This window comes from Pseudomonas sp. SDO5532_S415, assembly GCF_054071155.1.
In genome coordinates, this window is sequence record NZ_JBSVWS010000072.1 from 1 (window position 1) to 14,149 (window position 14,149).

Annotated in this window: 12 protein-coding genes; 11 read left to right on the top strand and 1 reads right to left on the bottom strand. The window is 59.5% G+C overall.

Going from position 1 to position 14,149, the window contains the following annotated elements:
- Positions 1–312: 312 nt before the first annotated feature.
- The 8 genes from ACW9HW_RS16780 (at position 313) to trpE (ending at position 9,289) form a co-directional block, all read left to right on the top strand.
- On the top strand, positions 313–1,437 hold the full coding sequence (locus ACW9HW_RS16780; RefSeq protein WP_095195839.1) for an ABC transporter ATP-binding protein: 1,125 nt from the start codon (positions 313–315) through the stop codon (positions 1,435–1,437).
- Between the two features lie 49 nt (positions 1,438–1,486).
- Positions 1,487–2,530, top strand: coding sequence for an ABC transporter substrate-binding protein (locus tag ACW9HW_RS16785; RefSeq protein ID WP_095195838.1), 1,044 nt, complete (start codon positions 1,487–1,489; stop codon positions 2,528–2,530).
- A 158-nt stretch (positions 2,531–2,688) separates the two neighbouring features.
- The gene (locus ACW9HW_RS16790) at positions 2,689–3,936 is read left to right on the top strand and encodes an ABC transporter permease (RefSeq protein ID WP_095195837.1); all 1,248 of its coding nucleotides are present in this window, start codon (positions 2,689–2,691) and stop codon (positions 3,934–3,936) included.
- Positions 3,937–3,948: 12 nt separating this feature from the next.
- Positions 3,949–4,773 (top strand): ABC transporter permease, encoded by an 825-nt coding sequence (locus ACW9HW_RS16795; protein WP_095195836.1) that lies wholly within the window; start codon positions 3,949–3,951, stop codon positions 4,771–4,773.
- 213 nt (positions 4,774–4,986) lie between these two features.
- Positions 4,987–6,135, top strand: a complete 1,149-nt coding sequence (locus ACW9HW_RS16800) for an iron-containing alcohol dehydrogenase (RefSeq protein WP_457400889.1) — start codon at positions 4,987–4,989, stop codon at positions 6,133–6,135.
- 114 nt (positions 6,136–6,249) lie between these two features.
- Entirely contained in the window at positions 6,250–6,924 is a 675-nt protein-coding gene (rpe, locus tag ACW9HW_RS16805) for a ribulose-phosphate 3-epimerase (protein ID WP_008035979.1), read from the top strand.
- On the top strand, positions 6,921–7,739 hold the full coding sequence (locus ACW9HW_RS16810; RefSeq protein ID WP_457400891.1) for a phosphoglycolate phosphatase: 819 nt from the start codon (positions 6,921–6,923) through the stop codon (positions 7,737–7,739). Before rpe ends, ACW9HW_RS16810 begins: the two co-directional genes overlap by 4 nt.
- A gap of 71 nt (positions 7,740–7,810) precedes the next feature.
- Positions 7,811–9,289 carry an anthranilate synthase component I gene (trpE, locus tag ACW9HW_RS16815; protein WP_095195833.1) on the top strand — a complete coding sequence of 493 codons (1,479 nt, stop codon included), beginning with the start codon at positions 7,811–7,813 and terminating at the stop codon, positions 9,287–9,289.
- Positions 9,290–9,339: 50 nt separating this feature from the next.
- Here the strand turns inward: trpE and estP are convergent, their stop codons facing one another.
- Complete coding sequence (gene estP / locus ACW9HW_RS16820) at positions 9,340–11,247, bottom strand: esterase EstP (protein ID WP_457400893.1); 1,908 nt, start codon at positions 11,245–11,247, stop codon at positions 9,340–9,342.
- A 406-nt stretch (positions 11,248–11,653) separates the two neighbouring features.
- Here estP and ACW9HW_RS16825 point away from each other — a divergent pair, with 406 nt between their 5' ends.
- From ACW9HW_RS16825 to trpC, 3 genes are read left to right on the top strand one after another with little or no spacing between them, the layout of a single operon-like run.
- On the top strand, positions 11,654–12,247 hold the full coding sequence (locus tag ACW9HW_RS16825) for an aminodeoxychorismate/anthranilate synthase component II (RefSeq protein ID WP_095195831.1): 594 nt from the start codon (positions 11,654–11,656) through the stop codon (positions 12,245–12,247).
- Between the two features lie 9 nt (positions 12,248–12,256).
- Complete coding sequence (gene trpD, locus ACW9HW_RS16830) at positions 12,257–13,306, top strand: anthranilate phosphoribosyltransferase (RefSeq protein WP_095195830.1); 1,050 nt, start codon at positions 12,257–12,259, stop codon at positions 13,304–13,306.
- Positions 13,303–14,139 carry an indole-3-glycerol phosphate synthase TrpC gene (gene trpC / locus ACW9HW_RS16835; RefSeq protein WP_095195829.1) on the top strand — a complete coding sequence of 279 codons (837 nt, stop codon included), beginning with the start codon at positions 13,303–13,305 and terminating at the stop codon, positions 14,137–14,139. Before trpD ends, trpC begins: the two co-directional genes overlap by 4 nt.
- Positions 14,140–14,149: the final 10 nt, after the last annotated feature.

Consider the following 14,149-nt stretch of genomic DNA (forward strand, 5'->3'; position numbering starts at 1 on the left):
GCGTCCGTCGATGAGCCTTCGCCTGATCCACCGCTTTCGCGAGCAGGCTCGCTCCCACAGGGCTCCCCGCATCGTTGGCGATAGCAGACTTATCCAATAACGACAGTCCTTTCCGACCGTTTTTGCTCATTCCTGCAGCTTGCGACTATCCGTTTGCCGCTGCACTTACCAAATCCCGCCATCCTTGTAGGGCAATCCCTACCCCCAACCTTCCATCCGGCTGAGGCGATTCTCTCCTGCGTCCCGATTTGCGCGGTCCCCGGCGTCCACTAGGCTTAGTCCACAGCAGTCATCAACAACAAAGGTGTGGGTATGAGCCAGGTCGATTCAAGCGCAGGGGCCAATGATGTTTTGGTCAGCTTTCGTGGAGTGCAGAAGAGCTACGACGGCGAGAACCTGATCGTCAAAGACCTCAACCTGGATATTCGCAAAGGCGAATTCCTCACCTTGCTCGGACCATCCGGTTCCGGCAAGACCACCAGCCTGATGATGCTCGCCGGTTTCGAAACCCCGACGGCGGGCGAAATCCTGCTGGCCGGGCGCTCCATCAACAACGTGCCGCCGCACAAGCGTGACATCGGCATGGTGTTCCAGAACTACGCGTTGTTCCCGCACATGACCGTGGCCGAGAACCTGGCGTTCCCGCTGACCGTGCGCGGCTTGAACAAGAGCGATGTCAGCGACAAGGTCAAGCGCGTGCTGAGCATGGTGCAACTCGACGCCTTTGCTCAGCGTTATCCGGCGCAGCTGTCCGGCGGTCAGCAACAGCGTGTGGCCCTGGCCCGCGCATTGGTGTTCGAACCGCAACTGGTGCTGATGGACGAACCCCTCGGCGCACTCGACAAGCAATTGCGTGAACACATGCAGATGGAAATCAAACACCTGCACCAGCGTCTGGGCGTGACCGTGGTCTACGTGACCCACGACCAGGGCGAAGCCCTGACCATGTCCGACCGGGTAGCAGTGTTCCACCAAGGCGAGATCCAGCAAATCGCCCCACCGCGCACGCTCTATGAAGAGCCGAAAAACACCTTCGTCGCCAACTTCATCGGCGAAAACAACCGTCTCAATGGCCGCCTGCACAGTCAGACCGGCGACCGCTGCGTGGTGGAACTGGGGCGTGGTGAAAAAGTTGAAGCGCTGGCCGTGAATGTCGGCAAGACCGGTGAACCGGTGACCTTGTCCATTCGCCCGGAGCGCGTGAGCCTCAATGGTTCCAGCGAGTCTTGCATCAACCGCTTCTCGGGACGGGTGGCGGAATTCATCTATCTGGGCGACCACGTCCGGGTTCGCCTGGAAGTCTGTGGCAAGACCGACTTCTTCGTGAAGCAACCGATTGCCGAGCTCGATCCCGGGCTGGCGGTGGGTGATGTGGTACCGCTTGGCTGGCAGGTCGAGCACGTTCGTGCGCTCGACCCACTTCTAGAGGCGCATTGATCGCCCCCTGCTTCAACAACACCAACCCTGCACGTGGAGAGAACAATAAATGTTGAGATCCCTGAAATTCACCGCTCTGGCACTGGGCATGATGGGGGCAGCGAGCGCTATGGCCGCTGGCCCGGACCTGACCGTGGTGTCCTTTGGCGGGGCGAACAAGGCCGCGCAGGTCAAGGCCTTCTATGCACCGTGGGAAGCGGCAGGCAACGGCAAAATCGTGGCAGGCGAGTACAACGGTGAGATGGCCAAGGTCAAAGCCATGGTCGACACCAAGAGCGTGTCCTGGGATCTGGTAGAGGTTGAATCGCCAGAACTGTCCCGTGGTTGCGACGAAGACATGTTCGAGCAACTCGATCCTGCGCTGTTCGGCAAAACCGAAGACTACGTCAAAGGCGCTATTCAGCCATGCGGCGTGGGCTTCTTCGTGTGGTCGACCGTGCTGGCCTACAACGCCGACAAGCTGAAAACCGCACCAACCAGCTGGGCGGATTTCTGGGATACCAAGCAATTCCCGGGCAAGCGCGGCCTGCGCAAAGGCGCCAAGTACACCCTGGAATTCGCACTGATGGCTGACGGCGTTGCGCCCAAAGACGTCTACAAAGTGCTGGCCGGCAAGGACGGTCAGGACCGCGCGTTCAAGAAACTGGATGAACTCAAGCCAAGCATTCAATGGTGGGAAGCCGGCGCACAACCGCCGCAATACCTCGCTTCCGGTGACGTGGTCATGAGTTCGGCCTACAACGGCCGAATCGCTGCCGTACAGAAAGAAAGCAACCTGAAAGTGGTATGGAACGGCGGCATTTACGACTTCGACGCATGGGCCATCCCGAAAGGTCTGGATAAAGCGCGTGCTGAAGCGGCGAAGAAGTTCATCGCGTTCTCGGTGCAGCCACAGCAGCAGAAGACCTATTCGGAAAACATCGCCTACGGCCCGGCCAACACCCAAGCCGTACCGTTGCTGGCCAAGGATGTCCTCAAAGACATGCCGACCACCCCGGAAAACATCGCCAACCAGGTGCAGATCGACGTCAGCTTCTGGGCTGATAACGGCGAGCAACTGGAACAGCGCTTCAATTCCTGGGCTGCGAAGTAATGCTTCGCCTGTAGGAGCGAGCCTGCTCGCGAAAGCGTCGGCACATTCAACATTTGTACCGACTGACACATCGCAATCGCGAGCAGGCTCGCTCCCACATTTAAAAGTTCGAGGTGGTTCGCCACCTCTGTAACGATCAAAGATTTCCGGAGTACGCCATGGCCATCGCCATTCCCGTGAACGCGGGCACTGACCCCACCTTGAAGCAGCGGCTCAAGCACGCCGAGCGGGTCAACCGCTGGAAGGCCCAGGCCTTGATCGCGCCGCTGGTGCTGTTTCTGTTGCTGGTGTTCCTGGTGCCGATCGTGGCGCTGCTCTACAAAAGCGTCGGTAACCCGGAAGTAGTCGGCGGCATGCCACGCACCGTGGCGGCCATCGCCAGTTGGGACGGCCGCGGCCTGCCCGCTGAACCGGTTTACAAGGCTGCCAGCGAAGACCTGGCTGAAGCCCGCAAGAATCAGACCTTGGGCGATTTGTCCAAGCGCTTGAACATGGAGTTGGCCGGCTACCGCAGCCTGCTGACCAAAACTGCCCGAGCCTTGCCATTCGCCACCGAACCGGCCTCTTATAAAGAAGCGCTGGAAGGTCTCGACGAGCGCTGGGGCGACCCCGCCTACTGGCAAGCGGTTCGCCGCAACACCAGCAGCATCACACCGTACTACCTGCTGGCCGCCGTCGATCACCGTATCGACGACCTCGGCGAACTGGCGCCGGCCACACCCGACCAGGCGATCTACCTCGACATCTTTGCCCGCACCTTCTGGATGGGCCTGATCATTACCGTGATCTGCCTGGTGCTGGCCTATCCATTGGCTTACCTGCTGGCAAACCTGCCATCACGGCAAAGTAACTTGCTGATGATTCTGGTGCTGTTGCCGTTCTGGACGTCGATCCTGGTGCGTGTCGCGGCATGGATCGTTCTGCTGCAATCGGGTGGCTTGATCAACAGCGGCCTGATGGCCCTGGGCATCATCGATAAACCGGTGGAGCTGGTGTTCAACCGCATCGGTGTCTACATCTCCATGGTGCACATCCTGCTGCCGTTCATGATCCTGCCGATCTACAGCGTGATGAAAGGCATCTCGCCGACCTACATGCGTGCGGCGATTTCCCTGGGCTGCCACCCATTCGCCAGTTTCTGGCGGGTGTACTTCCCGCAAACCTATGCCGGTGTCGGCGCCGGTTGCCTGTTGGTGTTCATCCTCGCCATCGGCTACTACATCACCCCGGCGTTGCTGGGTAGCCCGAACGATCAGATGGTCAGCTATTTCGTCGCCTTCTACACCAACACCAGCATCAACTGGGGCATGGCGACCGCGCTGGGCGGGCTGCTGCTCCTGGCGACCGTGGTGCTTTATCTGATTTACAGCTGGCTGGTGGGCGCGAGCCGCCTGCGCCTGAGCTAAGGGGAGAATGAAATGCTGAGTCCTTATATGTCGCCCATCGAGCGGGTGTGGTTCTACAGCTTGCGGATTCTCTGCGGCCTGATTCTGTTGTTCCTGATCCTGCCGGTACTGGTGATCATTCCGCTGTCGTTCAACTCCGGCAGCTTCCTGGTGTACCCGCTGCAAGGCTTCTCGTTGCAGTGGTACCACGACTTCTTCGCGTCGGCGGAGTGGATGCGGGCACTGAAGAACAGCATCATCGTTGCCCCGGCGGCCACAGTGCTGGCCATGGTGTTTGGAACATTGGCAGCGATCGGCCTGACCCGCGGCGATTTCCCGGGCAAGGCGCTGGTCATGGCGTTGGTGATTTCACCGATGGTGGTGCCGGTGGTGATCATCGGTGTGGCCAGCTATCTGTTCTTTGCGCCCTTGGGCCTGGGCAACAGCTTCTTCTCGCTGATTGTGGTGCATGCGGTGTTGGGTGTGCCGTTCGTGATCATCACGGTGTCGGCGACCTTGCAGGGCTTTAACTACAATCTGGTGCGTGCTGCTGCGAGCCTCGGAGCTTCGCCGCTGACCACATTCCGTAGAGTGACCTTGCCGCTGATTGCTCCCGGTGTGATCTCCGGAGCGTTGTTCGCCTTCGCCACCTCGTTCGATGAGGTGGTGGTGACGCTGTTCCTCGCCGGCCCAGAGCAAGCAACCCTGCCACGGCAGATGTTCAGCGGTATCCGCGAAAACCTCAGCCCGACCATCGCCGCCGCCGCGACGTTGCTGATCGCCTTCTCGGTGATTCTGTTGCTGACCCTGGAATGGCTGCGTGGCCGTAGCGAGAAACTGCGTACCGCGCAGGTCTAGCGCCACACTTCTATCAACTGTGGGAGCGGGCCTGCTCGCGAAAGCGGAGTGTCAGTCGACTCAAATGTCGAATGTTCAACCGTCTTCGCGAGCAGGCTCGCTCCCACAGGGGCTCTAGCGGACCTTCAGTTCATTCACGACCTGAATACCAGCGAACCCCAAATCCCCAGCTACTATTGTGCCCAGCTCCCCTACCTATAAGAGGCTGCGCACATGAGTCTTTCTTCTTTCAAAATCGCTCACAAACTGATCACCGGCGCAGGGGCTATCGAGCAACTGGCGGCGGAGCTGATCCGTCTGGACATCGACAATCCGCTGATCGTCACCGACGCCGCCCTGGTCAAGTCCGGCACGGTCGAACTGGCGCTGGCGCAGCTCGGGGAGCGCAGCTACGAGATCTTCGACCGGGTACTGCCTGATCCGGAAATCGCCATCGTCGAAGATTGCATGCGGGTTTACCGTGAGGGCGGGCACGATGGATTGATCGGTCTGGGCGGCGGCAGTGCCATCGATATCGCCAAGAGCGTTGCCGCCTATGCCGGATACCACGGGGCGCTGGAGGATTTGTTCGGCATCGACCAGGTTCCGCGCAAGGGCCCGCCGCTGATCGCGATTCCAACCACCGCCGGCACCGGTTCGGAAGTGACCAACGTGGCGATCCTCTCCGACAAGGTCGCGCAATTGAAGAAGGGGATCGTCAGCGACTACCTGTTGCCGGATGTGGCGTTGGTCAGCCCGCAAATGACCCTGACCTGCCCGCGCAGTGTCACCGCCGCCAGTGGCATCGACGCGTTGGTGCATGCCATCGAATCGTACCTGTCGATCAACGCCTCGCCGATAACCGACGCCCTGGCCATCGGCGCGATCAATCTGATCGCCAAGGCTTTACCCAAGGCCTACGCCAACCCGTCCAACCTGCAGGCCCGTGAGGACATGGCCACCGCCAGCCTGATGGCCGGCATGGCGTTCGGCAATGCCGGGGTCGGCGCGGTGCATGCGCTGGCATATCCGCTGGGGGGGCGCTTCAACATCGCCCATGGGGTGAGCAACGCTTTGTTACTGCCCTATGTCATGACCTGGAACAAGATGGCTTGCATCGAACGCATGCAGGATATTGCCGAAGCCATGGGGGTGAAGACCGCTCATCTGAGTGTTAGCGAGGCGGCCGATAAAGCCGTGGAGGCCATGAGCACGTTGTGCGCGGCTGTGGAAATCCCCCCAGGGCTGCGCAGTTTCGGGGTGCCGGAGGACGCCATCCCGGCCATGGCCGTTGAAGCCGCGGGGATCGAGCGTCTGATGCGCAATAATCCGCGCAAACTCAGTGCCGTCGATATCGAGAAGATCTACCGCGCGGCTTATTAGAACCTTTGCCGTTGAAACTGATGGCAAAGCCCAATCATCGCGCTCACGGTGCGCGCGTCAAAGCATGAGGTATACAATGCGCGCCATCGTGATTTAGCTCAGAAAAGGTGCGTCATGCAGCCCTTCGTAATTGCTCCGTCGATTCTCTCCGCCGACTTTGCCCGCCTGGGCGAAGAAGTGGACAACGTCCTGGCCGCCGGCGCCGACTTCGTGCACTTCGATGTCATGGACAACCACTACGTTCCAAACCTGACCATCGGCCCGATGGTGTGTGCGGCGCTGCGCAAGTACGGCGTAACCGCGCCGATCGACGCGCACCTGATGGTCAGCCCGGTGGACCGCATCGTCGGTGATTTCATCGAGGCCGGCGCGACTTACATCACCTTCCACCCGGAAGCCACGCAGCACGTTGACCGTTCCCTGCAACTTATCCGCGAAGGCGGCTGCAAGTCGGGTCTGGTGTTCAACCCGGCGACTCCGCTGGACGTACTCAAGTACGTGATGGACAAGGTCGACATGATCCTGCTGATGAGCGTCAACCCGGGCTTCGGCGGGCAGAAGTTCATTCCCGGCACGCTCGACAAGTTGCGCGAAGCGCGGGCCTTGATCGATGCGTCCGGTCGCGACATCCGCCTGGAAATCGATGGCGGCGTGAACGTGAACAACATTCGTGAAATCGCTGCGGCGGGTGCCGACACCTTTGTCGCCGGCTCGGCGATCTTCAATGCCCCGAACTACCAGGAAGTGATCGAGAAGATGCGCTCCGAACTGGCGCTGGCTCGCCCATGAGTGGTTTCGAGCAGCTGTTCCCGGGAAGTCTGCCAAGGCTGGTGATGTTCGATCTGGATGGCACTTTGATCGACTCGGTTCCTGACCTCGCGGCGGCTGTGGATAACATGCTGCTCAAGCTCGGCCGTGCACCCGCCGGTATCGAATCGGTTCGCGAGTGGGTCGGCAATGGTGCGCCGGTGCTGGTTCGCCGCGCGCTGGCCGGTGGTCTCGACCATTCGGCGGTCGATGACACCGAGGCCGAAAGAGCGTTGGAGATTTTCATGCAGGCGTATGGCGAAAGCCATGAGCTGACCGTGGTCTATCCCGGCGTGCGCGACACCCTGAAATGGCTGCACAAGCAGGGTGTCGAGATGGCGCTGATCACCAACAAGCCGGAGCGCTTCGTCGCACCGTTGCTGGATCAGATGAAGATCGGCCGGTATTTCCGCCTGATCATCGGTGGCGATACCCTGCCACAGAAAAAACCGGACCCGGCCGCGCTGTTTTTCGTGATGAAGATGACCAACATCCCGGCCTCGCAATCCTTGTTCGTCGGCGATTCGCGTAGCGATGTGCTGGCGGCGAAAGCGGCGGGGGTCAAGTGCGTGGCATTGAGTTACGGCTACAACCATGGCCGGCCGATTGCTGAAGAGTCGCCGACGCTGGTTATCGATGATCTGCGCAAACTAATTCCCGGTTGCCTGGATCCGGCCGCTGAGATAACGTTGCCCGACGCTGTCCAACACCCTTCTGGAAACGCCATCGTGGTGGTCACTCGCAAACTCTGGATGAAAGTCATCAAGGCCCTGGCCCGCTGGCGTTGGCGCGCCTGACTTGTTCCTGGCCGGTTACCCCGGCGCGTTTGCATACCTGACTGTCAGACCCTCAAGCCACGAGGCACATCATGATCCGCGAAGAATTCCTGCGTTTGGCCGCTGCCGGCTACAACCGCATCCCGCTTGCCTGCGAAACCCTGGCCGACTTCGACACGCCGCTGTCGATCTACCTGAAACTGGCTGACGAACCCAACTCTTACCTGCTGGAATCGGTACAGGGCGGCGAGAAATGGGGCCGCTACTCGATCATCGGCCTGCCGTGCCGTACCGTGCTGCGGGTTCATGATCATCACGTCAGCGTGACCGTCGACGGCGTTGAAACCGAAAGCCATGACGTCGAAGATCCGCTGGCCTTCGTCGAAGCCTTCAAGTCCCGCTACAACGTGCCGACCATCGCCGGCCTGCCACGTTTCAACGGTGGCCTGGTGGGTTATTTCGGCTACGACTGCGTGCGCTATGTGGAAAAGCGTCTGGGTAAATGCCCGAATCCGGACCCACTGGGCGTGCCGGACATTCTGCTGATGGTCTCCGACGCGGTGGTGGTGTTCGACAACCTCGCCGGCAAGATGCATGCGATCGTCCTGGCCGATCCGGCGCAGGAAGATGCTTTCGAACAAGGTCGTGCGCGTCTGGAAGAGCTGCTGGAGAAGCTTCGTCAGCCGATCACTCCGCGTCGTGGGCTGGATTTCAGCAAGCAGCAATCGGCTGACCCGGTGTTTCGCTCAAGCTTCACACAGGACGATTACGAAAAAGCCGTCGACACCATCAAGGAATACATCCTGGCCGGTGACTGCATGCAAGTGGTGCCGTCCCAGCGCATGTCGATCGACTTCAAGGCTGCCCCGATCGATCTGTACCGCGCGCTGCGCTGCTTCAACCCGACGCCTTACATGTACTTCTTCAACTTCGGCGACTTCCACGTCGTTGGCAGTTCGCCGGAAGTGCTGGTGCGGGTCGAAGACAATCTGATCACTGTGCGTCCGATTGCCGGTACCCGTCCGCGTGGTGCCAACGAAGAGGCTGATCTGGAGCTGGAAAAAGACCTGCTGTCGGACGCCAAGGAAATCGCCGAGCACCTGATGCTGATTGATCTGGGCCGTAACGATACCGGTCGCGTGTCGGAGGTCGGTTCGGTGAAACTCACCGAGAAGATGGTCATCGAGCGCTATTCCAATGTGATGCACATCGTGTCCAACGTCACTGGCCAGTTGAAGGCCGGCCTGACGGCAATGGACGCATTGCGGGCGATTCTGCCGGCGGGTACGTTATCCGGCGCGCCGAAAATTCGCGCAATGGAAATCATCGACGAACTGGAACCGGTCAAACGCGGTGTTTACGGCGGTGCCGTCGGCTACTTCGCCTGGAACGGCAACATGGACACTGCCATTGCGATCCGCACGGCGGTGATCAAGAACGGCGAACTGCATGTGCAGGCCGGTGGCGGCATCGTCGCCGACTCGGTGCCGGCGCTGGAATGGGAAGAAACCCTGAACAAGCGTCGCGCGATGTTCCGTGCGGTTGCCCTGGCTGAACAAACCCCGCAGTAACTAGTCCTGTGGGAGCGAGCAGGCTCGCTCCCACAGGTCAATGTTGCTCGTCAAAAATCCAGACTGACGCCGACAGTAATCCCCTGCTGGGTAAAGTCGTCGTCCTTGCGCAACGTATAGCCGCCACGCAACGCCAGATCGGCGGTCAACTTGTGGCTGACTCCCAGACTCACACGATTCAAGTGGCTTTGTGGCGTGTAGCCATCAAGCTTGAAGTCGAGAGTTGGCAGGCTATTGAGAGCGATATTCACCTTCTGTACATCGTCCTCATACTCGCGCTCATGGGCATATTCGCCGAACACTTGAGTCTGCGGGGTGATTTGGTATTTACCCTGCAGCCCGGCGCCGAGACGTTTTGAATCACGTTTCTGGTCATCAAAGGTCAATGCCGTGGAGCGGTTGTCATTTTCCGAGTAGCGGTCGACTTCCACTTTCGCGTAATCGGCGCTGATGAACGGTGACAGGTGCCACTCACTGCCCGGCTGCGCAATGTCGTAGCCAATACGTGTGCTGAACGCCCAGAGGAAGCCATCGGTGTCGCCTTTTTCCGCACCTTCACTCGCACCCAGGTCGAATTTGCGCTTCAGGTTGTCGTAGTCCAGTTTGCCGCCGGTCAATGCTGCGTCTGCCCACCAACGGTTTTGCTGGAACTGGGCGAATACGGTGGCCAGGTAACTGTTGAGTTTGTAGTCGGAGCCGTTACTGCCGGCCTCCAGATTCTGACGATAGAAGCCCGCCGCCACGCCCACACGCCAGGCTTCATTGAGGCGATAGCTGCCGCCAATGTTCAGGTTGTAACCGCTGCCGTCAGCGCTGGCGCCGCTGATCTGGCTGTCGACATCGAGATGCTGGCCGCCACCGGCGACGATGGCGCGCCATTGGCCGACGGCTTGCCAGTTCTCCCAGTCCGATTGCCATTGGCTGCGCAATTCATCCTGATGTGCACGCAAGGTGGCGTGGGCCATTTCCGGTAACAGCGTCAGTTCCCAAGGCGCAGCGAGCAAGGAGTATGCGTAATCGGACACCAGCTTTTGCCCGGCTTCGGTCGGATGTACCCCATCGTTGTAAATCAACTTGCTCGGATCCGGGGTGGCGCTGTTGATGCCATAAGTAGCGTTTTCGGTGCAGCTGTCACCACTGAAACAAGTGGCAGTCAGATTCTGGCCGGTAGCAAAGCCGAATCGCGCCGGATCGGCGAAGGTTTCCTGCAACAGCAGTGGAATGTTCAACGGGATGATTTCGGCATCGATCCCCGCCAGTCGAGTGACCAGCTGCCGGTTGAAGGCCGCGCTCAGCTGTGACGTGGGCGTCTGCAGAGGCGTGCCGTTGATAGCGGGTGTCAAACCCAGGTCGGGCAGCAGCCAGACCATGATGTATCGGGCGCCGGCGGTTTGCAGAACCTGAGCACTGTTTGCCAGTCGGTCCGCAGCGGCGTTTGCTTGAGCGGCACTTTGAACTCGGCCTTGAAGAAAGTCATTACCACCCCCGGAGAGGTAATACAGCGCGTTCGGATCTGCGAGGAAGTTATTGGTCGGCAGATAGCCTGCACGGGTGCGTTCACCGGTGGCGGATGCGGTGGTGATCGAGTCGAGGATCTGGTCGGTGCGATAACCACCAACGGCCCAGTTATTGCCATCAGGCAAACCCTGGGAAGCACGCGCGGCCGAAGTTGAAGCGGCGGTCTGGTCCGGTGAAAAACCGAGTCTTGCACCCAGCAGTTGGGTGGAGTTTGCGGAGTAAACTTCGCCACTGCCGTCCTGATAAGTCGGTCCGGTACGGTTGGTGAAGCGCAGGGTAGAGCCGGGAGGGCCACCGGCGTCGGTAAACTGCCCTGCATCGTTGAGGCTGTCGCCGAAGACGATAAAATTCGAATAGGGGTTGGGCGCCGCAATTGCTTGAGTGCAGGCCATGGCAAGCAAGCAGCCGGCAAGCGGTGCATAGAGCGTCTGTCTGATCATGAGCAAGTCCGTTTGTTTATAGTTTTAATGAGCGAAACGACAGTGGCAAAAACTATAGAGCCAGATGCCATTCGGCGCGAACCCGCCGAATGTTACATAAGGTTCGATCGCCCCATATTGCGCGCTCTGCCCAGCTAAGTTACTGTGCCAAGACGTATAAATGAGACCTTCCCCGTGTTGATCGTCAGCAAACTACTGGATCAAGTCATCAAGGCACACGCCCGCTGGCGTTGGCGCGCCTGAATCCTTCTGCCGGCCCTGCCGGATCTTTACCGCTTTGCCTTCTTTGCCCGTAAGACACACCGCTTTGCTGCGCGATTTCAGCGACCGACAAAGTGCAGGACGCTGCGGGTCAATCATTCGAAGGCTGTATTAAAGTCAGTGAATTCAAGAGGTTCTTAACGCCATGTTGCTGATGATCGATAACTACGACTCTTTTACCTACAACGTTGTGCAGTACCTTGGTGAGCTCGGCTCCCAGGTCAAAGTCGTGCGCAACGATGAACTCACCATTGCCGAAATCGAAGCCCTCAACCCTGAGCGCATCGTTGTGTCTCCTGGCCCTTGCACCCCGACCGAAGCCGGCGTCTCGATTGACGTGATCAAACACTTTGGCGGCAAACTGCCGATTCTTGGTGTCTGCCTCGGCCACCAGTCCATCGGCCAGGCCTTTGGCGGTGATGTGGTCCGTGCCCGTCAGGTCATGCACGGCAAGACCAGCCCGGTGTTCCACGAGGACAAGGGCGTGTTCGCAGGCCTGAACAATCCGCTGACGGTTACCCGCTATCATTCATTGATCGTCAAGCGCGAAACCCTGCCCGACTGCCTTGAACTGACCGCCTGGACTCAGCACGAAGACGGTTCGGTCGACGAGATCATGGGCCTGCGCCATAAAACCCTGAACATCGAGGGGGTGCAATTTCACCCCGAGTCGATCCTCACCGAACAAGGCCACGAACTGTTCGCCAACTTCCTCAAACAAACCGGCGGCACGCGCTAAGGACTTTTCATGAATATCAAAACAGCCCTGAGCCGTATCGTCGACCAGCTCGATCTCACCACTGATGAAATGCGCGATGTGATGCGCGAAATCATGACCGGGCAATGCACGGACGCGCAAATCGGTGCGTTCATGATGGCCATGCGCATGAAGAGCGAAAGCATCGATGAGATCGTCGGCGCCGTGTCGGTGATGCGCGAGCTGGCAGACAAGGTCGAACTCAAGACCCTCGACGGCGTGGTGGATGTAGTCGGCACCGGTGGTGATGGTGCCAACATTTTCAACGTTTCCACCGCGTCTTCCTTTGTCGTGGCAGCAGCAGGATGCACCGTGGCCAAGCACGGTAACCGTGCGGTGTCGGGCAAGAGCGGCAGTGCCGATTTGCTTGAGGCGGCCGGGATCTACCTCAACCTGACGCCTGTTCAGGTGGCGCGTTGCATCGACAATGTCGGCATCGGTTTCATGTTTGCCCAGACCCATCACAAAGCCATGAAGTACGCTGCCGCCCCGCGCCGCGATCTCGGCTTGCGAACCCTGTTCAACATGCTCGGCCCGCTTACGAATCCGGCTGGCGTGAAACATCAGGTGGTCGGCGTGTTCAATCAGGCGTTGTGCCGGCCATTGGCCGAAGTCCTGCAACGTCTGGGCAGCAAGCATGTGCTGGTGGTGCATTCGAAAGACGGACTGGACGAATTCAGCCTGGCGGCACCAACCTTTGTCGCCGAACTCAAGAATGATCAGATCACCGAGTACTGGGTCGAACCAGAAGATCTGGGCATGAAGAGCCAGAGCCTGCATGGTCTGTCGGTGGATGGCCCGGAGGCCTCGCTGGCGCTGATCCGTGATGCGCTGGGCAAGCGTAAAACCGAGAACGGCCAGAAAGCCGCCGAAATGATTGTGCTCAATGCCGGGGCGGCGCTGTATGCCGCTGACCTGGCCAGTAGTTTGAAACAAGGCGTGGAGCTTGCGCACGACGCCCTGCACACCGGTCTGGCTCGGGAAAAACTCGAAGAACTGGGTGCCTTTACCGCGGTATTCAAAGTGGAGAATGAGGGATGAGTGTACCGACGGTTCTGGAAAACATTCTGGCGCGCAAGGTCGAGGAAGTTGCCGAGCGTAGCGCTCGTGTAAGCCTCGCCGAGCTGGAACGTCTGGCTAAGGCGGCCGATGCACCCCGTGGTTTTGCCCAGGCGTTACTGGCTCAGGCCAAGCTGAAACAGCCGGCAGTCATTGCCGAGATCAAGAAAGCCTCGCCGAGCAAAGGCGTGATCCGCGAGAACTTCGTTCCCGCCGACATCGCCAAAAGCTACGAGAAGGGCGGTGCGACCTGTCTGTCCGTACTGACCGATATCGATTACTTCCAGGGCGCCGACGCGTACCTGCAGCAGGCCCGCGCGGCATGCAATCTGCCGGTAATCCGCAAGGACTTCATGATCGATCCCTACCAGATCGTCGAAGCCCGTGCCTTGGGCGCCGACTGCGTGCTGTTGATCGTCTCCGCTCTAGATGACGTGAAAATGGCCGAGCTGGCGTCGGTAGCAAAAAGCGTCGGCCTCGATGTGCTGGTGGAAGTCCACGATGGCGACGAACTGGAGCGGGCCTTGAAGACCCTCGACACGCCATTGGTTGGCGTGAACAACCGCAACCTGCACACCTTCGAGGTCAGCCTGGAAACCACTCTGGATCTGTTGCCGCGTATCCCGCGCGACCGCCTGGTGATCACCGAAAGCGGCATCCTCAATCGCGCCGATGTCGAATTGATGGAAATCAGCGACGTTTACGCGTTTCTGGTGGGCGAAGCCTTCATGCGTGCCGAGAGCCCGGGTACTGAATTGCAGCGATTGTTCTTCCCTGAGCGTGGCATTCCTGTCAGCGGTTCGACCCTCGACTGATTGCTCATCG

Coding starts and splice junctions, on each gene's coding strand:
- ACW9HW_RS16780 (WP_095195839.1), top strand. CDS start 313: ATGAGCCAGGTCGATTCAAGCGCAGGGGCCAATGATGTTTTGGTCAGC.
- ACW9HW_RS16785 (WP_095195838.1), top strand. CDS start 1,487: ATGTTGAGATCCCTGAAATTCACCGCTCTGGCACTGGGCATGATGGGG.
- ACW9HW_RS16790 (WP_095195837.1), top strand. CDS start 2,689: ATGGCCATCGCCATTCCCGTGAACGCGGGCACTGACCCCACCTTGAAG.
- ACW9HW_RS16795 (WP_095195836.1), top strand. CDS start 3,949: ATGCTGAGTCCTTATATGTCGCCCATCGAGCGGGTGTGGTTCTACAGC.
- ACW9HW_RS16800 (WP_457400889.1), top strand. CDS start 4,987: ATGAGTCTTTCTTCTTTCAAAATCGCTCACAAACTGATCACCGGCGCA.
- rpe (WP_008035979.1), top strand. CDS start 6,250: ATGCAGCCCTTCGTAATTGCTCCGTCGATTCTCTCCGCCGACTTTGCC.
- ACW9HW_RS16810 (WP_457400891.1), top strand. CDS start 6,921: ATGAGTGGTTTCGAGCAGCTGTTCCCGGGAAGTCTGCCAAGGCTGGTG.
- trpE (WP_095195833.1), top strand. CDS start 7,811: ATGATCCGCGAAGAATTCCTGCGTTTGGCCGCTGCCGGCTACAACCGC.
- estP (WP_457400893.1), bottom strand. CDS start 11,247: ATGATCAGACAGACGCTCTATGCACCGCTTGCCGGCTGCTTGCTTGCC.
- ACW9HW_RS16825 (WP_095195831.1), top strand. CDS start 11,654: ATGTTGCTGATGATCGATAACTACGACTCTTTTACCTACAACGTTGTG.
- trpD (WP_095195830.1), top strand. CDS start 12,257: ATGAATATCAAAACAGCCCTGAGCCGTATCGTCGACCAGCTCGATCTC.
- trpC (WP_095195829.1), top strand. CDS start 13,303: ATGAGTGTACCGACGGTTCTGGAAAACATTCTGGCGCGCAAGGTCGAG.